The following is a 19521-nucleotide window of genomic DNA, read 5'->3' as shown; positions in this document are numbered from 1 at the left end:
TGGTCCCTCGCTGTCGTGTTTCATGTCGCGGTGCGTCTGAGTTCAGGCTCTCAGGAATCGTCGAGTTCGAGAAAACTTTTGACGGCTGAATCAGCCCCTTCCTACGCTCGACGACTGCCATGCATCCAAACCCAACCGTGTCCTCCCCGCGAGGGGCGTCCTGGAAGTCCGGGCGCTCTCGCTGGCACCTCACCCTTTTCGCCGGCGTGAGCCTGGCGCTCGCCACCGCCTGTGGTGAGGATGATGACGGAAAGCCCACCCCGCCAGCGCCGGAGGAGCCCGCGAAGTACGAGGCCACCATCCGCCGCACCGCGCATGGCATCCCCCACATCATCGCGGACGACCTGGGCAGCCTGTCCTATGGCCAGGGCTTCGCCTTCGCCAAGGACCACGTCTGCATCCTGTCGGATCAGATTCTGAAGGTCCGCGGCGAGCGCGCCCGCTACCTGGGCGCGGGCCCGGGCAACACCTACGCGGGCAGCGACTTCGGCTACCGGGTGCTGGCGCTGGACAAGAAGGCGGAGGCCGCCTTCCCCAAGCTGCCCACGGACGTGCAGGAGATGTTCAACGGCTACGTGGCCGGCTTCAACCGCTACGTGAAGGAGACGCCGCCGGACAAGCTCCCCGCGCCCTGCACGAACGCGCCCTGGGTCAAGCCCATCAGCGCGGTGGACCTGCTGGCCTATGACATCAGCGTGGGCCTCGCAGGCAGCAGCTACCAGCTCATCCTCGCCATCGCCGCGGCCACGCCCCCCATCCCGGGCGCCGGCAGCGAGGGCCGCCCCGCCCCCGGCAGCTTCAAGGTGGAGCGCCCCGAGTGGAGCAGCGTGGGCAGCAACGGCTGGGCCATCGGCGCGGACCGCTCGGCCAACGGCCGCGGCATGGTGGTGGCCAACCCGCACTTCCCCTGGGAGGGCGAGCTCAAGCTGTGGGAGAGCCAGCTGACCGTCCCCGGTCAGCTCAACGTCTACGGCGTGGGCCTGCTCGGGGTGCCCGCGGTGCTCATCGGCTTCAACGAGCACGTGGCCTGGACGCACACGTTCTCCTCCGGCCAGCGCATGACGCTCTACGGGCTGCAGCTCGTCCCCGGCAACCCCACCCGCTACAAGTACGGCACCGAGGAGCGGGACATGGTGGCCCAGGACATCACCATCCTGGTGAAGCTGCCCGAAGGCTCGCTCACGCACATCACCCAGCGCTTCTACAGCAGCCACTACGGCCCCGTCATCGTCATCCCCGGCACCGCGCCGTGGACCGCGCAGTCGGTGCTCACCTACCGCGACGCCAACCTGGACAACACCCAGCTGGTCAGCCAGTTCGTGGGGATGAACCGGGCCAAGAGCCTGGAGGAGTTCCAGAACGTCTACGCCACCGTCCAGGGCATCCCCTGGGTGAACACCATGGCCGCCGACCGCGCGGGCAACGTCTGGTACACCGACGCGACGCCCACCCCCAACCTGTCGCCCGTCGCCATCGGCACCTGGCGCGCGGCCTCCGCCGGCGCGGACCCGACGACGGCCGCCATCTGGAACAGCATGGGCCTGGTGCTGCTCGACGGCAGCAACCCGGAGAACGAGTGGCGTGACGCCGAGGGCGCGCGCGGCCCCGGCCTGGTCCCCTTCAGCGGCGTGCCCAAGCTCGCCCGCCGCGACTTCGTCTTCAACGCCAACGACAGCTACTGGCTGGCGAACCCCAATCAGCCGCTCACGGGCTTCTCCCCCATGCACGGCCTGGAGAACGTGGGCCAGACGCCGCGCACGCGCATCAACGCCAAGCTCCTGATGGAGGAGAACGGCGCGTCGGGCGCGGACAACAAGTTCACCGTGGCGGAGCTGGAGAACGCCATCCTCAGCAACCGGGGCATGGTCTCCGAGCTGCTCAAGGACCAGGTGGTGGCGCGCTGCACGGGCGTGACGACGGTGCAGTACAACACCACGCAGATCGACATCCGCGCGGGCTGCGCGGCGCTCACGGCCTGGGACGGCCTGTTCAACGCGGACAGCCGCGGCGCGGCGCTGTTCCGCGAGTTCTCCGGTCACCACACCATGGGCACGCTGTCCAACGGCGGCACCCTGTTCGCGGTGCCCTTCAACGCCGAGGAGCCCCTGGCCACGCCGCACACGCTGGCGGCCGCTCCCGCGACGGGCTCGGACCCGGTGCTGCTCGCCCTGGCCGCGGCCGTCTACCGGCTGCAGGTCGCCGGCATCCCCGTGGACGCGCCGCTGGGTGAGTCGCAGTACTCCACCCGCGTGGACGGCAAGAAGATCCCCATCCACGGCGGCGGCAGCTACGACGGCACGGCGAACATCGTGTCGTGGGGCACGCTCAAGTCCACCACGCCGGACTCCGACTACAGCGCGGTGCGCGGCAGCACGGTCATCAACTCCCGCACCAACCTCACGGACCAGGGCTACGTCATCAACAACGGCAGCAGCTTCATCATGGCCATGGGCTTCACCGACACGGGCGTCGAGGGCCGCGCGGTGCTGACCTACAGCGAGTCCAGCGACAAGAGCTCGCCGTACTACGCCGACCAGACGGAGCTGTTCTCCAACAAGCAGTGGCGCAACATCGTCTTCACCGAGGAGGCCATCAACGCCGCCAAGGTCGAGGAGACGAAGATCTCCGGCAACTAGCCCCAAGCCGTCCGGGCGCTCGCTCCTCGCGTGAGGCAGCGCCCCCTTGAAGCACCCGAGGCCCCTGCCCTTCCACGGCGGGGGCCTTCTTTTTTCAGGTGCGTGGGGGACACCGCCCCGCACCTTCCAGGGCCGGCCCTTGGAAGCCCGCAGTCCACCACGCGACAGCGGCGGGGGCGCGGGCAACCTCGGGGCGACACTCGGCCAGACGCGGGGACGAGCCCCGTGTCGAGCGGGTGATGCCCGCCCTCGTGGGCGGCTGGCGTCACGGCGGGGCGAACCCAGGATGCGCGGGCAGACCGCCCGGCACCGCCAGCAGCACGCGGTGAAACGGCCCCGGGGGCACCGGTACTGCGAAGGAGCGGTAGTGCACCATGACGACGACACCCGTCTTCAAGACAGCCATCATCGACAGGGTCTTCTTCTTGCGGTGGGAGTCCCCTCCCGACCCACAGGACATCCAGCGCGTGTTCCAGCAGATGCGCGACGCCCACGCGAGGCCCGAGCCCCCCCTGGTGCTGGTGGCGAGCCTGTCCTCCAGGTCCGCGGTCCCCAACAGCGAGCAGCGCTCGAACCTGTCCGCGTTCCAGTCGGATGCGCGGCCGCTGTTCACGGAGATCCACGCCATCGTCGAGGGCAATGACCTGCAGTACAACCTCCAGCGCGTCATCATCGCCGGCATCAACATCGTCACGCGCACCTACGACAAGACGCTCCAGCGCGTGCACCAGCGCGCCGAGCAGGTGGCGCCGCTGCTCTCCGACACCCTGGGCGTGGACGGGCCCCGGGTCATCGAGGAGGCCAAAAGGCGCGGCGTGGTGTGAGCCACCTGCACGCGCGTCGGCCCGCCCTCACGCGGGCTGGCGCGCGGGCTCCTCGCTCCGGGGCCGGGCGCGGGCCTTGACGTAGCGGTGGTCGAAGAGGTCCACGTAGAGGTACTCCGGCCACGACACCATGGTGTGGGCGCCGAGCATCACCCCCCGCATCAGCTCGCTCACCATCATCCCCGCCGCGGTGGTGGCCCCCACGACACAGGTGGGCGCGGGCCCCTTGCCCGCGAAGCACGCCTCCATGGCGGCCTGATGCAGGTAGTCACCCAGATGCGGGATGATGGCCGGCAGGTCCACGCGGCCATCCGGAAGGATGTACAGCTCCTCGTACAGCGGGGCATCCGGTTGGAAGACATGCAACGCCGCCCCGAACCCCAGCATCAGCCCCGTCATCGCCGGGACGCCGCGCTCACGGCACGCCTTGTGGAGCGCCTGCTTCGCGCGCGCGCCCGCGATGTCGATGACCTCCACCACGTAGTCCACCGGCGGCAGCACCTGGGTGCCCGCCAGCACGTCGGTGACTTTGTCCTCGGTGATGCCCTCGTGGACCAGCCGCAGGCGCAGGTCCGGGTGGATGTCCAGGCACATGCGCCCCACCACGTCCACCTTGGATGCGCCGAGCGTGCTCTCGAAGCACCCCACCTGCCGGTTCATGTTGTGGACCTCGTAGGTGTCGAAGTCGGCGAGCGTCAGGCACCCCACGCCCAGCCGCGCCAGGTCCACCGCGCACTGGCCTCCGGCCCCTCCCACCCCGGCGACCAGGACGTGCGTGCGGGCCAGACGCGCCATCACCTCGGCGCTCACCACTCCCAGATTGCGCTCGAAACGGGGCTCCACCATGACGCCTCCCCTTTCTTTCCCGGGAGCGTCGAGGTGTGCGTGCGACGTGTCGCCCTCGCGTCATCCCAGGGCCCGTCGATGTGGTCCTCGTCCCCCGCTCCCGGGAGGGGCTGGCGCCCCGGGATGTTCACCAGTCCGCCTCCTCCGGGGAGGGTGTCCGGCGCACGGCACTCGGCACGTCCAACGGCCCCAGCCGTCAGCCTCGCACCACACCCGTGATGTGCCTGCTTCAGTCGTGAAGCGGGGTCCTTCCCACCACACCCGCCAGGGCATGTCAGACGGTTGCTTCACAGTGGACACCAGGCGTGAAGTCCAGGGATAGGAGACACTCCGCGAGTTTCGTGTGTTCAAACTCTGGCGTGGATTCTGCTCAGCGGGTGACACGGCACGGAGGAGCCAGGACACCGACGCGCGGCCTCCTCCGAACCCTCTTCTTCGATTCGAGGTCTCTATGCGTTTGAGGTTCAGCCTTCTTGTCTGTCTGACATTCTTGTCATTGGGCTGTGGGAATTCCGAGCCGCCCGCCACGCCGGAGGCACTGCGGGACAGCGCGACGGAGGCGCTCGCGACGAACAGCGCGGAGCTGTTGGGCGTGGCCAGTCCCGCCACCGCGCGCCAGGCGACGCGAGAGGTGCTCTTCGGAGACCTGGCGCACTACCGCTTCGAGCTCCAGGTGGGGCCCGGCGAGCATGACGTGGTGACGGTGCACCGCGTGGTGCGGGAGAACGCGCCCTGGTGGCCCGCACGGACGCAGCGGGCGGTGTTCATGCTGCACGGTGACGCGTGGGGCTTCGACGCCGCGTTCCTGTCGAGCGTGGGCTCCGCGCACGTGCCGCGCGAGCAGTCCATCGCCGCGTACCTGGCCCAGGAGGGCGTGGACGTGTGGGGCATGGACATGCGGTGGGTGGGCGTGCCCGCGGGGCAGCAGGACTTCTCCTTCATGGCCGGGTGGAACCTGGGCACGCACGCCAAGGACCTGGGCGCCAGCATCCTCCTGGCCAAGGCGCTGCGGCTGACGAATGGCAGCCTGGGCTCGCTGCACCTGCTCGCGTGGAGCCGGGGCGCCATGGTCGCGTATGCCTATCTGAACGACGAGGCGCGGCTGCCCAGGGGGCTGCGCCAGGTGGATGGGTTCATCCCCGTGGACATGGTGATGCGGCATGCCCCGCGGGACGCGGAGCAGCAGGCCTGGGCGTGCGGGCGTCACGCGGCGCTGAAGGCCCGGCGGGACTCGGGCATCCACGAGGGTGGGCTGCTCGGCGCGGCGCCGGGAATCACGCTGCAGGCCATTGGCCAGCTCGCGGCCCTGGCGCCGTCGGCGCCGTCCCCGCTCCTGCCGGATGATGTCTTCGGCCCCGGCACGGGTCGGCCCACCAACCGCCGCGCGGCCATCGTCTCCGCCGCGGCCACGGGCGCGCTGCTCAAGCCGCTGGAGCCGCTCTCCCCGGGCTACCACCTGCTTGCGGGCAAGCCGGACGAGACGGGACTGCCGGGCAGCCTGACGTACACGTCCGAGGCCTACCTCTACGAGTACGCCCAGCGCGCGGCGCCCTACCAGAGCCTCAACGAGGTGGTGGAGTCGGAGGCGTGGACGTGCGGGCTGGACGTGCCCTACGACGACCGGCTGAGCCAGGTGAAGCTGCCCGTGCTGTACGTGGGTGCGGGCGGCGGCGTGGGTGAGTACGGGGTGTTCTCCACGTCGCTGTTGGGGAGCAACGACGTGGTGTCCCTCGTCGTGAGGGACCACCCGGTGGCCGCGCGCGCGCTCGACTTCGGTCACGCGGACCTGTTCCTCGCGACCAGCGCCCGTCAGCGGGTGTGGCGCCCCATCCTCCAGTGGGTGCGCGCCCACTGACGCCCGGACGTCAGTCCTGCTTCCACAGGCCGTGGCGCCGGGCCCGGCGACCCAGCGTCACCGGGTCCATGCCCAGCGCCATGGCCGCGCGTCGGAGCACCCCGCCGTGGCGCTCGAGCGCCTCGCGGATGAGCTCACGCTCCACCCGCTCCAGTCGCGCGCGCAGGGAGCCGTCTCCCGCCAGTTCGTTCCGGGGCGGAGACACGGACGCCAGGCTCGGCGGCAACAGCCGGCGCGACACCACCTCCCCCGGCCGAGACAGCAGCACGGCGCGCTCCAGCACGTTGCGCAGCTCGCGCACGTTGCCCGGCCACGGGTAGGCCCGCAGCATGTCCTCCACCTCCTGGGACATGCCGCTGGCCGAGCGGCGCAGGGTGCGGTTGAACAGGCCCAGGAAGTAGCGCGCCAGCTCCGGGATGTCCTCGGGCCGCTCGCGCAGGGGCGGGATGTCGATGGTGAAGCTGTTGAGCCGGTAGAACAGGTCCGCGCGGAAGCGCCCCGTGCGCACCTCCTCGCCCAGGTCCTTGTTGCTCGCGGCCAGCACCCGCACGTCCACGTGGCGCACCTGGGTGCCGCCCACCGGACGCACGTCGCCCGTCTCCAGCACGCGCAGGAGCTTCGCCTGCAGGTTGGGGGTGGTGTTCTCGATCTCATCCAGGAAGATGGTGCCGCCGTTGGCCAGGACGAACAGGCCCGGGTGGTCCGCCACCGCGCCGGTGAAGGCGCCCTTCACGTGGCCGAACAGCTCGCTCTCCAGCAGCGTCTCCGTGAGCGCGCCGCAGTCCTGGATGACCAGCGGCGCCTCACCTCGCCCGCTGAGACGGTGGACGATGCGCGAGAGCACCTCCTTGCCCGTGCCCGTCTCGCCCTGCAGCAGGACCGCCACGCGGTGCGGGGCGACCAGTCGCACCATCTCCATCACCCGCTGCATGGCGGCGCTGCGAAGGCCCACCTCCTCCTCACCCCGTGCCCCTGACACCGAGGGCAGGGCCTGCGACAGCGCGCGCTCACGCAGGAGGTTGCGCTCGAGCTCCAGCGCCATGCGCCACTGTTCGGTGCGCACGCCCCGCTCGCGGCCTGCCTGGAGCACGGCTTGGAGCACGGCCTCGGGAGGAGGAGACTCACCGAGCGCGCGGAAGACGAGCCCCGCGTTGAACAGGGCCACCAGTCGCTCGGGCGCGGCGGGCGCGCAGTAGATGATGCGCGAGGTCAGGTCGGAGGGGGGCCCCGCGGAGGACAGGCCCACGTCCTCGGCCGGCGTGCCCAGCCCCGCGACCAACGACAGCGCGCGCTCCTCGTCACGGCCGCAGACCAGCAGCGCCGCCGCGTCGCCACGGGCCAGGAGCGCCTGGGCCTCCTCGGCGCTCGACGCGAAGTGCGGCACCGCCTGGCCCTCGAGCGCGGCCCGCACGTCCTGGGCCTCCTCGTCGCTGGCGAACGCCACCACCACGTGGAGCCGCGCGGTGGCCAGGTAGCGCGCCAGCTTCACCCCGTCCGAGTCCTCGAAGGCGTGGAAGAAGACGCCGAGCGCCGTCACCGGGCCGCCCGTCTCGTGCCGCCAGCGCACGTCGCCCCGGGCGCGAATGTGCTCGCCCGAGTCCGGCAGGGAGAAGGACAGCTCCACGGACTCGCCCTCGCACGGGCCTTCCTGCGGGCCGCGCGGCGTGGCGATGAGGCCGATGCCGGTCTCGCTGATGTTGACGGCCCAGCACCCGGGGAGCGCGGGCTGCGTCACCACCTTCACGTACAACGGCTTGCGTTCGCTTCGAGGGGCGTAGGCGGACACAGGCCGCGTCATGACGCCCGCAGTCTACTTCACGGATGAAGCCTTGCTGGGAAATTGCGGCGGCAGGGGAAAGACAATGTCGCCGTCCGGTCGTCGAGGGGCGGTGCGGGCAAGCCCGGTGGCTGCGTGAGGGTGGAAGGCGACTCAGGGCCGCTCGGGGTGGATCAGCAGGCTCATGAGGAGGTCGTCGACCCAGACGCCCTCCTCGGTGCGCAGGAAGTCGCGGCGGGTGCCCTCGAGGACGAAGCCGAAGGAGCGGTAGAGGGCCAGGGCGCGGGGGTTGTCGCCCCGGACCTGGAGCTCCACGCGGTGGACCCTGTCTCCGTTCGCGTCACGATGGGCGCGCAGCCACGCGAGCAGGTGATGCATCAGCGCGCGACCCACGCCCAGGCCCTGGGCGTCGGGGTGGACGCCGATGCCGAGCACGCCGCCGTGGCGCAGCATCCGGTAGCTCGGCCTCAGGAAGGAGGCCTCGCCCAGGAGCGCGCCTCCGGGTGCGGTGGCGACGAGTGGGAACGCGGTGCCGTCCTGACGGTGGAGCCCCCCGGCCTCACGTCGGGCGGTGAAGGCGGCCGCGTCCGCGGGCAGCTCGTCCGGCAGCTTCACCAGCCCCTCGCGAGCCTGGACGACGGCGCGCTCCAGTTCGAACAACGCGGGGCCATCCTCGGCCGTCGCCTCCCGGATGAGACAGGGACGACCCTCCTTCAGCGACAGCGACACGGGCGAAAAGCGCATCGGTGCATCCTTCATCGAGCAGGACTCCAGAGGGAGAGAAGACAGGGGAGCGCCTCACTCGGCAAGTGCGCCCTCGCGAAAGGAGGCATGGCCATGGGATGACGAGAGGACCGAGGGCTCTTCTTCAGCATGCGCGACGGCCGGAGCGACAGTCGACATGGGCTGGCGAGACGGCAGGAAGGCCCCTCCCTCAGTGAGCACGCTCCCGGTAACGGACCTGTCGACATGGGAGGTCGCGACGGGGTTCGGAGACCGGACCTGACTCGCTCGCGGGTTCGGGGCATGATGCGCGCACGCAGATGAGGGGGAGTCCCATCTTGACGATGACCACCACCGCGAGCCCTCGCGGCGAGGAACACGAGCTCGCGCTGCTGCTCGGCGGACGCTGTCGGCGCTGCGCCGAGCGGATTCCGGGAGGCACCGCGCTGCGCGGCCGCCCCTGCCCTCGCTGTGCCGAGGCCACGCTGCCCAGCCCCGAGGACCGGGAGGTGCTCCACCAGCTCGCCACCCAGCGCGCCACGGTGCGCCTGAGCGTCGCGGTGGCGGGCGTCGCCGCAGCGGCCCTGGTGGCCAGCTGGGTGCCGCTGCTCACGTCGTTCCTCCTGGTCGCCGCGCTCGTGTGGCTTCGCGTGACGCTGGTGACGCCCGCGCTCCAGCTCCTCTCGCTCCAGCGCAAGCTCGTCGCACGCTGGACGCTGCGGTTGGCCGCGGGATGCTTCGTGGCGCTGTCCGTCCTCCTGCTGGAGCTCCTGACGCTGGTGCCCGGCCTGGGCGCGCTGGCGAAGGTGGCGCTGAGCGCGGGACAGGTCGCCGTGGCGGGGCTCTTCGCGCGTCGCTACCTGGCGTGGCAGACCGGACGCGAAGCCCGGGGCGTGCCCGTCGCCTGGTGGGAGCTGGGGCTTCTCGTAGCGTGGATGCTCCTGCTACTCGCCTTCACCACGGCGTCCGTGCTGCTGGTGCTCTACGTGCTCCAGTCCCTGGGGTTCGTGAAGGAGTTCCTCGTCATGCCGGTGGGAGGCTGAGCGATGCTCACGTACGCCCTCGTCTCGCAGGCCATCGGCCTGAGCGGTGCTTCGGGGACTCGCGCGGGAGGCAGCCTGCTGCTGCTCGCGCTGGCCGCGCATGCGCAGTACCTCACGCTGCCTCCTGAGCTGACGTGGCTCGCCACGCCGCAGGCGCTCGGCGCCATGGTGGCCCTGCTCGCGTTCGAGATGTACACGCAGCGCGACAGCGACCTGCGCATGGTGCTCGGCCTCGCGCAGTTCGCGTTGAGCGCGGGCAGCGGCGCCACGGTGGCGCTCGCCTCCGTGGGCGTGGGCACCGAGAATCTCCCGCCCTGGGCCGTGGGCGCGGTGGGCGCCTTCGTCGCCGTGTCCACGCTGTCGCTGCGCCAGTGGCTGCACACGCGCGTGGACCAACTGGAGACGGAGGTCCTGCGCCCCCGGAAGTGGCTCCTGCGCATCGAGGACTGCTTCGGACTGGGACTCGCGGCGGTCGCCATCCTCTGGGCCCCGCTCGCCCTGGTGCTCGTCCTGCTGTTCACCCTGGCCTGCGCCGTGGCCGGCTGGTTCGCCTACCGGCTGGAGGCACGTGGCCGGCGCCCCTGCCCCGCCGGCTGTGGCGCGCGCATCCGACAGGAGGCCTCGCGCTGTCCGAAGTGTCACGCGGATGTGCCCGTCGCCCGGACGCTGGACCTGCGGCTCGCGGGCCGGATGCGGGACGCGCTCCAGAACGCGCTGGGCACCGGGACTTCCGGTGTTTCCCACGCGGACCCGAGCGTGCGGCGCGGCGGCGGCAAGCTCCCCTCCCGACTGGGGTGATGCGCGGCCCGCGCCGTTCCTGGCATGCTGCGCCCCTCCGCCATGTCCTCGAGCCCGGACACGTCCTCGACCGGCCCGGTGCTCCGGGTCGCCCAGCAGGTTCCTCGCACCGAGGCGGAGGGCCCTGGCCGCCGCTTCGCGCTCTGGGTCCAGGGCTGTCCGCTGCGCTGCCCCGGCTGCTGCAATCCGGAGATGTTCGCAGTGGAGCGCGGCACCGTCGTGACGGTGGAAGCCATGGCGGCCCGGGTGCTCGCGACGCCCGGCATCGAGGGCCTCACGGTGCTCGGCGGCGAGCCCTTCTCCCAAGCGGACGCCGTGGCGGAGCTGTGTGAGCGCGTCCGCGCCGGCGGGCTCAGCACCCTCGTCTTCACCGGCTACACGCTGGCCGAGCTGAAGGCGCAGGGCCGCCCCGGGGTCGAGCGCCTGCTCGCCTCGCTGGACCTGCTGGTGGATGGGCGCTACGAGAAGGACCAGCCGGAGACGCGCCGGCGGTGGATCGGCTCCCGCAACCAGGTCATGCACTTCCTCACCCCGCGCTACGCCCCGGAGGACCCGACGTTCACCGCGCCGAACACGGCCGAGGTCCACCTCATCGAGGGGCGCATCATCGTCAACGGCTGGCCCGACCTCGCGGACCGGCTGCGCCCATGACGCGCGTCTCGCCCTCCGAGCACCGGCTGCTCACGCTCGCGCGCGCCATCCTGGGCCAGGGCCCCTACGTGGCCGTGGAGGACTTGTTCCGGGGCAGTCACGTCTGTCCTCCCCAGCTCGGCCCCGCGGCGCTCTCCGCGTTGAGGGATTTGCTGTCCAAGGGCACCGTGCTCGCCCTCGCGCGGATGGGCGGGGGTCGCAAGCGCCGTCACCTGCCCTCCACCTCCGGAACGACGCGGCTCTGGGAGCGACACCCGCCCCGCCCGCTCCACTTCTCCGCGCTCTGCTTCCACACCCTGCGCTGGCTGGTGGAGCAGCCGCTCACCGTCCCCGACCACCGCCCCCTGGACGTCGACGCGCCCCCGACACTCGCGGATGAGTTGCTCCTGTACCTGTGCTGCCGGATGCTCGCGGGGACCTCCTGCGCGCCGGCGCTGGGCAAGGAGCCCCAGTTCCGCCGCTCCGCCCTGTGCCGGCTCGGGTTCCCCGACGTGTTCGCCTCCGTGTCCGATTCGCTCTCGGCCGACGACTTCGCGCCGCTGCTCGCCGAGGGTGGCTGGCTCCTGGAGGCCGTCCAGGACGAGCTGGCCCTGCGCTGGCGGAAGATGGAGGAGTCCAAGAGCCGGCGAATCGAACCCCGGGAGCTCGTCGAGCTGGGGGCGTCGCAGACGCGGGTGCTGGACGCCTTCTTCGATGCGCTGGACCGCGCGCGCCGAAGAGACCTCGCGGGCTTCCTGCTGGACGCGCTGCGCCCCCTCGTGGACCAGCCCGCGGCCCGCTGGGTGGCCCACCTGTCGCCGCGCGCGCCGCTGGGCGCGAAGGTCGAGGCACGCCGTGGCGCTGGCGCGGGATTGCGTGCCCTGGCCCGACTGGCGCGGTGGGACCAGGAGCACCGCGCGGTGCGCTTCTTCGACGATGATCACGATGACGCCCAGCTGCTGCTCTCCGAGTGGTCCTCTTTCGGCGACGCGGGCTTCCGGCTCGCGGCGGACCGGGAGCGAGAGCTGGGCTCGGACCTGATGGTTTCCTCCGAGGCCCCCGAGGACGGGGCCTCTCCGACTTTCACCGGGAGCGCCCCATGAGCCGCGCCTATCGCATCTCCGTCTCCGAGTCCCTCAACCGCATCGTCCACGCCGACGACGGCGTGTGCTCCAGGCTGGAGCTGTTGCCGCTGCTGTCGCGCGAGGAGACGGCGGGCCTGCTCGCCGCGGACCTCGCCGCGCGAGGCTTCGTCCAGGAAGGCGACGTGGCGGTGCGCACAGAGGCGGACGGCGTGCGCGTGGCCGTGGACGTCACCACCGGCGAGGTCAGCGTCACGCTCGCGGCCCAGCAGCAGGTGGAGCTGACGGCCGTTGGCGAGGTCCTCAGTCATGCCCCCGCCGCCACCGAGGCCACGCAGGAGCTGGCCCGGGAGAAGGCGCGCGCGAAGCTGGAGGACCGCGCCCAGGACGCCACGGAGGCGCTGCGCGAGGAGGTCACTCGCAAGCTGGAGGGCCGCCTGCGCGACCTCAAGGCGGAGCTGGACGCCATCTCCAACAAGGTGACGGCGGAGGCGCTCAAGGTGCGCGCGTCCCAGCTCGGCACGGTGGAGGAGATCCACGAGGACGCGGCGACGGGCTCGCTCACCATCAAGGTCCGCGTATGAGCCAGCGCATCCCCGAGGACTCGCTCCCCACGGAGCTGACGCCGTTCCAGGCGGTCGAGGCCGCGTACCCCGCGGAGCTGGAGCGCACGCGCGAGGCGCTCCTGCGCGGCCTGCCCGTCATGGTGGAGGCGGACAAGGAGCTGACGCCCTACTTCTACAAATGCCTGCGAGACAGGCTGAAGAAGGACGGCAAGCAGTTCCTCTATCTGGACGGACGCGCCGCCGCGGAGCCGCCTCCGGGCATGCCCGCGCCCAGCATGATGGCCACGCTCATCGGCCAGCTGCGGGACGCGGTGCGCGGCGCGGTGCGAGAGCGCATCGTCGTGCTGCCGCACCTGGACCTGCTCACCACCAGCAGCGGAGGGCTCACCTCCGAGGCGCGCGAGGTGATTCCGCTCCTCTACGAGAACCCGGAGATGGTCTGGGTCGGCTTCAAGGACCCGTCCTTCCCGCTGCCTCGGGTCATCGAGAACCTGTTCCCGCACAAGGAGACCCTCCTCGGCGTGAGCCGCGAGCGACTGCGCCACCTGGTCACCCAGCGCGAGTGCCGCAAGTTCGGCCGGGGCCTCCAGCCCTACGTGCTCTACAAGCACGTGTCCGGAGTGAACGCCGTCCGCCTGCGTCGGCTGCTCGGCGCCATCACCGGCGAGGACTATCCGAGCGATGCGCGGCCCGCGTACGCGCAGCTCCGCTCGGCCACGCTGAGCGGCTCGCTGAACGTGCCGGACCTGGACCTGCGGGCGGACATCGGCGGCTACACGCAGGTGAAGGACCGCCTCCAGCGCGAAATCCTCGACGTGCTCGCGCACAAGGACACGCTGTCGGACCCGGAGGCGGTCAAGCGCGTCGAGGGGCTGCTCCCGCGCGGGATGATCTTCTGGGGCCCACCGGGCACGGGCAAGACGCTCTTCGCCAAGGCCATGGCGTCCTCGCTGGGCGCGGCGGTGCTCGTGGTGAGCGGCCCGGAGCTCAAGAGCCGCTGGGTGGGCGAGAGCGAGGAGAACCTCCGGCAGATCTTCGTCCGGGCCCGGCAGGCGGCGCCGAGCATCATCATCTTCGACGAGCTGGACTCGTTCGCCTCCGCGCGTGGGACCTATACGGGCTCCGGCGTGGAGCACTCGATGGTGAACCAGCTGCTCACGGAGATGGACGGCTTCCGCAAGGAGGAGCTCGTCTTCGTGGTGGGCACCACCAACTTCGTGGAGTCGCTGGACCCCGCGCTCCTGAGGCCGGGGCGCTTCGAGTTCCAGCTGTGCATCCCCTACCCCAACAACACGGACCGCCGGGCCATCCTGTCCATCTACAACGAGAAGCTGGCCCTGGGCATGACCGAGCGCGCGCTGGACTACGCGGTGAAGCGCACCGGAGACCGCGTCGAGGGCACGGGCACGCGCTTCTCCGGCGACCACATCCAGGCGCTGTGCCGCGCGCTCGCGCGACGCCGGCTGCGTGAAGGCGCCCAGACGCCCACCGAGCCCGTGGACGTCGAGCGCGCCCTCACCGACTACCTGGACCGGCCCGCGCTCACGCCCACCGAGGAGCGCGTCGTCGCCACCCACGAGGCCGGCCACGCGGTGTGCGCGCTGTTCTGCCCCAGCGCTCCCGCCATCGACCGCATCAGCATCCGCGGGGACCTGGCGGGCACGCTCGGCTTCGTGCAGTACGCGGACCCCGCGCATCGCCACGTCGTCACCCGGGGGCAGCTGCTCGACAGCATCTGCATGCTCTTCGGCGGACGCGAGGCGGAGGCGCTGCTGCTCGAGGACCTGTCCATCGGCAGCGCGCATGATCTGGAGCGCGCCACGGAGATCGCCCGCGAGCTGGTGGAGGAATTGGGCATGGGCGGCGACGGCCTGCCCGTGCGCCGCTTCGACGCGCCGGGCAGGAACGCGGACCGACACGCGCTCTCCGACGCGACGCGCGGCACGCTGGAGGCGGCCATCCTGGAGGTGCTCGAGGTGCAGCGGGCCCGGGCGCGCGACATCCTGCGCCGCGAGAAGCCCCGCCTCGTCGCGCTGCGGGACTTGCTCCTGGAGCGCAAGGTGCTGGACCGCGAGGCATTCGTCCACCTGGCGCCCGAGGCGGCGCCCAAGAAGGAGCCGGCCCATGGCTAGTCTCATCCTCCGCCTGCTCGTCAATCCCCAGACGGGCCGCAAGGACGTCGTCATCCAGTACGAGAGCGACTCCGACGCGCTGCCCATGGAGCACGAGGACGAGCACCGCCGCCTCGTGGACCAGCTCATCGCCGGGGGCGCGCTGAAGGCGTCGGAGCTGGGCCAGGTCATCGTCCAGCGCGACACGCCCTCCGGTCAGACCGCGAACCCCGAGTCCACGTCCGACGGCAACGCCGAGAAGGTGAGCCAGAAGGCCTGATGTCCACGCTCGTCTTTCCCACCCGGGAAGCGCTCCACCTCGCGCTGACCTCCCGACTCGTCCCTCCCGAAGTCCAGGCCGCGCCGGCCCACCACCGCGCCACCGCCGAGGGCCTGCTCTACGTCACGCCCCACGCGCCGCTGACGAAGGCCGCGCTCGCGGAGCTGGCCACGTTCGGCGTCCGCGTCGACGCGAAGGCGCCTCGCGGTGAAGCCGTGGTGCGGTGCTGGGCGGAGCTGCTGCCCACCCACCGCGTCCCGCTGGAGGGCGTGCTCCCCGGCACGGTGATGTTCCTGCCCGCCGACGCGGACGCGCTGCTCGCGCTCGCGGGTGAGCTGCTGCGCCTGGGATGCGACCGACAGGAGGTCTGCTTCGCGAAGGGCGAAGCGGGCTCGCGGGCGCTGCTGCGCGCGGTGGCGCCTCCGTACTTCACGCTCACGGGCGCCATCGACCGCGCGGGCGGGCTGCGCGCCTTCATCCCCGCCGTCCCGGGTCAGGCGTCCGTCTGGGTGGAGCTGGGGCATGTGCATCCGCTGGCGCGAACGCTCCAGCCCGCCGCCGGCAACGTGCTGCTCATCCCGGGCGAGGGCGCGTGGCTGACGGCCGCGGACGGCCCCTGGCTGGACCTGTACCAGCTCACGGACTTGCGGCTCCCGGAGCCCGCGCGCGCCTGGGAGCCCCTCCCCGCGCCCGGCCGGCTGTCCGTCCCGCTGCGCCTCACCCGCGCCGCGCGCACCGAGGCCGCGAGCCTCTGGGTGCTGCGCGAGAACGCCGTGGCCCAGGTGGAGTCGCTCGTCCACACGCTGCCCGAGCCCGTGCTCGCGCAGCTCCGCTTCGCGGTGACGGGGCCGCCGGATGCGCCCTGCATCATCCTGCGCGCGCGCGCCGGCCGGGAGCGGCCTCCGGCGCTGGGCCTGTCCGCGATGGCCTATGCGCCGCTGCCGCAGGTCGCGGAGCTGTACCTGCCGTGCGACGGACTGCTGGAGCCGCCCGTGCGCAAGGAGCGGCTGCGCGCGCTGCTCGTCCCCACGCCGGAGACGGTGACGTGGCTGCACCCCACGGGGGACGGAGGCTTCCGCGCGGAGCGCATCTGCGAGAAGGCCTTCCAGCCGCTCGATTCCTGGGTGGACTACGTGGTGGACGCGAGCGCCGTCGCGCTGGAGCCCTGGATGAAGGGCGCGACGTTCGACTTCGACGCCATCGAGCTCGCCGACGGGGAGTGGATTCCCGGCACCTCGCGCGCCCCGTCCGCGGAGAAGAAGCCCAAGGACGCGCAGCCCTCGCGGACGGAGCGCCGCGCCCATGACACCGCCGAGCCCGAGCCCGTCGCGGAGCCCTCGCGCAAGGCCTCGAAGAAGGCGGCCACGAAGGCCCCGAGCGCGCCGCTCGTCCCCCTCGCGCCCGAGCGACAGGACGCGGCGGCAGAGGCGCTCGCCCGCGCGGAGAAGGACTTCCTCGCGCTGGACGTCCCGGCCGATGCCCCCGAGCGACAGGCGCTGTGGGTGCGCATGGCGGAGCTGCAGGTGCAGCTCGGACGCGCTCGCGAGGCGACCCTGTGCTGGACCCGCGCGCTGTGGAGCGCGACGGGCGATGAGGCCACCGAGCTGGCCGAGCGCTGGGCCCGCGCCGAGACTCGCAATGGCCAGCCCCCCGAGCAGCTGTTGACCCGGGACACGCCGTCGGAGGACGACGTCCGCGGCCTCGCGAGCGCGCTCGTGCACGCGGCGCGCGCATCGGGCGGGGCAACCTTCAGCGACGTCCCGACGGTCCAGCGCTGGCTGGACAAGCACGACACCGCGCTCGACGTGCGCACGCTGTGGCTGTCCCGCGCGGCGCTGGACAAGCTCGCGGGGGGAGATCCGCTGAGCCTCGCGAAGGCGGGAGACCGGGTGCAGGAGATGCTCCAGCGCGGCCTCTCCCTGTCGCGCGACGTGCCGCTCTTCCTGCGCGGAGGCACGGACGCGGCGCTGCTGCCCCGGCTGGCGACGCACCTGACGACGCTCCTGGACCGCTTCGAGCGCACCACGCGCCGACGCTCGTCGGTGGAAGCCCCCACCGCGCTCACCCAGGCCTATGTCCGCCTCGTCTTCGCCTGCGGCCTCGCACGGGTGGGCCAGCCGGAGCACGCGCGCACGCTGGTGGAGTCCGCCACGGCGGCGCTGTCCAAGTCGGACCCCATCCACGGCTTCCTCGTCCGGGCCTATGGCGCGCGCGTGACGCAGGCCCTGGAGGGCGAGCCCCTGGAGACGCCGCTCCCCGCGGACATCGCCGCGGAGCTCAACGCCCTGGCCACCTTCCAGCGGTACAAGGTGGACCGGCTGCGCCAGGGCTCCGGACTGCTGGAGCCCAGCGAGCGACTGGACCCGGCGCGCGCCTTCGGACGCGGGACACGCGACCTGCGTGGCGAGGAGTTCGCCGCGCTGCGAGACATCCGCGACCCGGAGGTCGTCGACCACGAGGTGCGGCAGCTCGTCCAGCGCGCCACCGGGGCGAAGCTGAACGCGGCCGAGAAGCAGCGGCTCATCGGCGGGCTGCTGGAAACGCTGCCCCGGCTGCCGCTGGCGCGCGCACTGCCGTTGATGGACTCGCTCGTGGCCGCGGTGGACACGCTGCCGGGCGAGGCGCAGGCGCGGCTGCTCGGTGACGCGCTCGCGCTGGCGGCGCTCTTCGGCCGGGTGGACCGCGCCACCACCTTCGCGGGACGCCTGCGCACCGTGCTGGTGGGCCTGCCGCCCGACTCCCACGCGTGGAGCGCGGGCATCCTGGAGGCGAGCCTGCGCGGCCTGCGCCGGGTGGGCCTGACGCGCGAGGCGGGCGACCTGGTGGAGGCGACGCGCGGCCTGCTGACGCGGCCCAAGACGCCGGTGGCCGCGCGACTCGGCGTCGCGTCCGGCATGGCCTTCGTCGGTCGCATGCAGGAGGCGCTGCCCGTGTTCGACGCCGCGTTCGAGGCGCTCGACGCGCTGAAGGGCACGCTGCCGGAGCGGCTGGCGCTGATGCGCAGCCTCGCGGGGGCGCTGTCCCATGCGCCCGCGGACCTGGCGCTGTCGGGCCTGGCGCGCCTGTCCGAGGTGCTGCCCCTGGTGACCGACAGCTACAACACCAACAGCCACTTCTGCCTCTCGGTGGTGGAGCTGGCGGACATGCTGGTGCTGGGACACGTGGAAGTGGCGCGCGGCTCGGGTGAGCGCGCGCGTGGTTGGTTGGATGAGGATGAGTTCCTGGTGCGACGACGCATCCATCAGGAGTTGGAGGAGCGTCTATGAGCAGTGTTCCCCGGCGTGAGGAGCCCGCCGCCGACCCCATCTCCGCGCTGACGTTCGATGCGCTGTCGCGCGAGGCCCAGGGGCTGAGAGACCGACTCAACCGCTTCCGTCAGGCGCTGGGTCGGCACTTCGTGGGCAAGCAGCCCCTGGTGGACCTGATGACGGTGGCGGCGGTGGCCCAGGAGCCGCTGCTGCTCGTGGGCCCTCCGGGCACGGCCAAGTCGGACCTGGTGCTCAAGTTCCGCGAGGCGCTGCGCATCCCCTCCGAGGACTACTTCGAGTACCTGCTGACGCGCTTCACCGAGCCGTCGGAGGTGCTGGGGCCCATCGACATCAACCTGCTGCGCCAGGGGCGCTACATCCGGCGCGAGGGCGGCAAGCTGCCCACCGCCCGGCTCGTCTTCCTCGACGAGGTCTTCAAGGCGAGCTCCGCCATCCTCAACGCGCTGCTCACGGTCATCAACGAGCGCAAGTTCTACCAGGACGGCGCGCCGCAGCCGGTGCGCCTCAAGGTGCTCTTCGCCGCCACCAACGAGCTGCCCGAGCACGCGGAGCTGGGCGCGCTCAAGGACCGCTTCTGCCTCAAGGCCGCGTGCAGGCCGGTACAGGACCGCTACTTCCTGGAGCTGCTCGACTCGGGCCTGGAGTCGCAGACGAACCGCGAGCTGAACCAGAAGCCCTGGGCGGAGGGGCACGCCACGCTGGAGGACGTGCTCAAGGCGCACCGCTATTTGACGCTGATGATGGGCCGCAAGGAGGCCGGGCCGGATGGACGCGAGCTGAGAGACCGCGACCTGTTCTTCCGCGACGAGCTCTTGCGTGAGTTCCGCCGCGTGGTGCAGACGCTGACGCGCGAGGACGGCGTGTTCATCAGCGACCGCAAGCTCGTGAAGCTCTACCGGCTCCTGCGCACGCGCGCGTGGATCTTCCACGGCGGCGCGGTGGAGCGGCAGGACCTCCAGCTCCTCTCCTACCTGGGAGAGACGCGGGAGGAGATCGACCTGCTCGAGGAGAAGGTGCCCCGGCTGCTCGGCCTGACGTGAGCACGACGGAAGCGGAAGGCGCCCTGCCCTCCGCTCCCGTC

Annotated in this window: 15 protein-coding genes; 12 read left to right on the top strand and 3 right to left on the bottom strand. The window is 71.8% G+C overall.

Going from position 1 to position 19521, the window contains the following annotated elements:
• Positions 1-206 precede the first annotated feature (206 nt).
• Both FL311_RS00165 and FL311_RS00160 read left to right on the top strand, forming a co-directional pair.
• On the top strand, positions 207-2636 hold the full coding sequence (locus FL311_RS00165; RefSeq protein ID WP_305036135.1) for a penicillin acylase family protein: 2430 nt from the start codon (positions 207-209) through the stop codon (positions 2634-2636).
• A 374-nt stretch (positions 2637-3010) separates the two neighbouring features.
• Positions 3011-3460 (top strand): DofA protein, encoded by a 450-nt coding sequence (locus FL311_RS00160; protein WP_141322761.1) that lies wholly within the window; start codon positions 3011-3013, stop codon positions 3458-3460.
• A 27-nt stretch (positions 3461-3487) separates the two neighbouring features.
• Here FL311_RS00160 and FL311_RS00155 read toward each other — a convergent pair whose 3' ends face one another.
• Positions 3488-4306, bottom strand: coding sequence for a ThiF family adenylyltransferase (locus FL311_RS00155; protein WP_141322760.1), 819 nt, complete (start codon positions 4304-4306; stop codon positions 3488-3490).
• A 496-nt stretch (positions 4307-4802) separates the two neighbouring features.
• Here FL311_RS00155 and FL311_RS00150 point away from each other — a divergent pair, with 496 nt between their 5' ends.
• Positions 4803-6161, top strand: coding sequence for a hypothetical protein (locus FL311_RS00150; protein WP_228556586.1), 1359 nt, complete (start codon positions 4803-4805; stop codon positions 6159-6161).
• Between the two features lie 10 nt (positions 6162-6171).
• Here FL311_RS00150 and FL311_RS00145 read toward each other — a convergent pair whose 3' ends face one another.
• Positions 6172-7959: a sigma 54-interacting transcriptional regulator gene (locus FL311_RS00145; protein WP_194868981.1), complete on the bottom strand. Its 1788-nt coding sequence runs from the start codon at positions 7957-7959 to the stop codon at positions 6172-6174.
• A 132-nt stretch (positions 7960-8091) separates the two neighbouring features.
• Positions 8092-8697, bottom strand: a complete 606-nt coding sequence (locus FL311_RS00140) for a GNAT family N-acetyltransferase (RefSeq protein WP_141322759.1) — start codon at positions 8695-8697, stop codon at positions 8092-8094.
• Between the two features lie 302 nt (positions 8698-8999).
• Here FL311_RS00140 and FL311_RS00135 point away from each other — a divergent pair, with 302 nt between their 5' ends.
• From FL311_RS00135 to FL311_RS00095, 9 genes are read left to right on the top strand one after another with little or no spacing between them, the layout of a single operon-like run.
• Positions 9000-9704, top strand: a complete 705-nt coding sequence (locus FL311_RS00135; protein ID WP_141322758.1) for a hypothetical protein — start codon at positions 9000-9002, stop codon at positions 9702-9704.
• Between the two features lie 3 nt (positions 9705-9707).
• Positions 9708-10502 carry a DUF4126 domain-containing protein gene (locus FL311_RS00130; protein WP_141322757.1) on the top strand — a complete coding sequence of 265 codons (795 nt, stop codon included), beginning with the start codon at positions 9708-9710 and terminating at the stop codon, positions 10500-10502.
• A gap of 24 nt (positions 10503-10526) precedes the next feature.
• Positions 10527-11153: a 4Fe-4S single cluster domain-containing protein gene (locus FL311_RS00125; RefSeq protein ID WP_228556585.1), complete on the top strand. Its 627-nt coding sequence runs from the start codon at positions 10527-10529 to the stop codon at positions 11151-11153.
• Positions 11150-12235, top strand: coding sequence for a hypothetical protein (locus FL311_RS00120; protein WP_141322756.1), 1086 nt, complete (start codon positions 11150-11152; stop codon positions 12233-12235). Before FL311_RS00125 ends, FL311_RS00120 begins: the two co-directional genes overlap by 4 nt.
• On the top strand, positions 12232-12798 hold the full coding sequence (locus FL311_RS00115; protein ID WP_141322755.1) for a hypothetical protein: 567 nt from the start codon (positions 12232-12234) through the stop codon (positions 12796-12798). The genes FL311_RS00120 and FL311_RS00115 overlap by 4 nt, the downstream gene beginning before the upstream one ends.
• Complete coding sequence (locus FL311_RS00110; RefSeq protein ID WP_141322754.1) at positions 12795-14912, top strand: AAA family ATPase; 2118 nt, start codon at positions 12795-12797, stop codon at positions 14910-14912. Before FL311_RS00115 ends, FL311_RS00110 begins: the two co-directional genes overlap by 4 nt.
• A complete protein-coding gene (locus tag FL311_RS00105; protein WP_141322753.1) occupies positions 14905-15171 on the top strand; it encodes a hypothetical protein in 267 nt (88 codons plus the stop codon). Before FL311_RS00110 ends, FL311_RS00105 begins: the two co-directional genes overlap by 8 nt.
• Positions 15171-18437, top strand: a complete 3267-nt coding sequence (locus FL311_RS00100; RefSeq protein WP_141322752.1) for a hypothetical protein — start codon at positions 15171-15173, stop codon at positions 18435-18437. The genes FL311_RS00105 and FL311_RS00100 overlap by 1 nt, the downstream gene beginning before the upstream one ends.
• Positions 18434-19480: an AAA family ATPase gene (locus FL311_RS00095; protein WP_141322751.1), complete on the top strand. Its 1047-nt coding sequence runs from the start codon at positions 18434-18436 to the stop codon at positions 19478-19480. Before FL311_RS00100 ends, FL311_RS00095 begins: the two co-directional genes overlap by 4 nt.
• The last annotated feature ends 41 nt before the right edge of the window (positions 19481-19521 follow it).

Origin of the sequence: Myxococcus sp. AB025B, assembly GCF_006518215.1 — a bacterium.
Lineage (GTDB): Bacteria > Myxococcota > Myxococcia > Myxococcales > Myxococcaceae > Myxococcus > Myxococcus fulvus.
The sequence above is the reverse complement of the archived record's forward strand: the minus strand, read 5'-3'. Positions and strand labels throughout refer to the sequence as shown.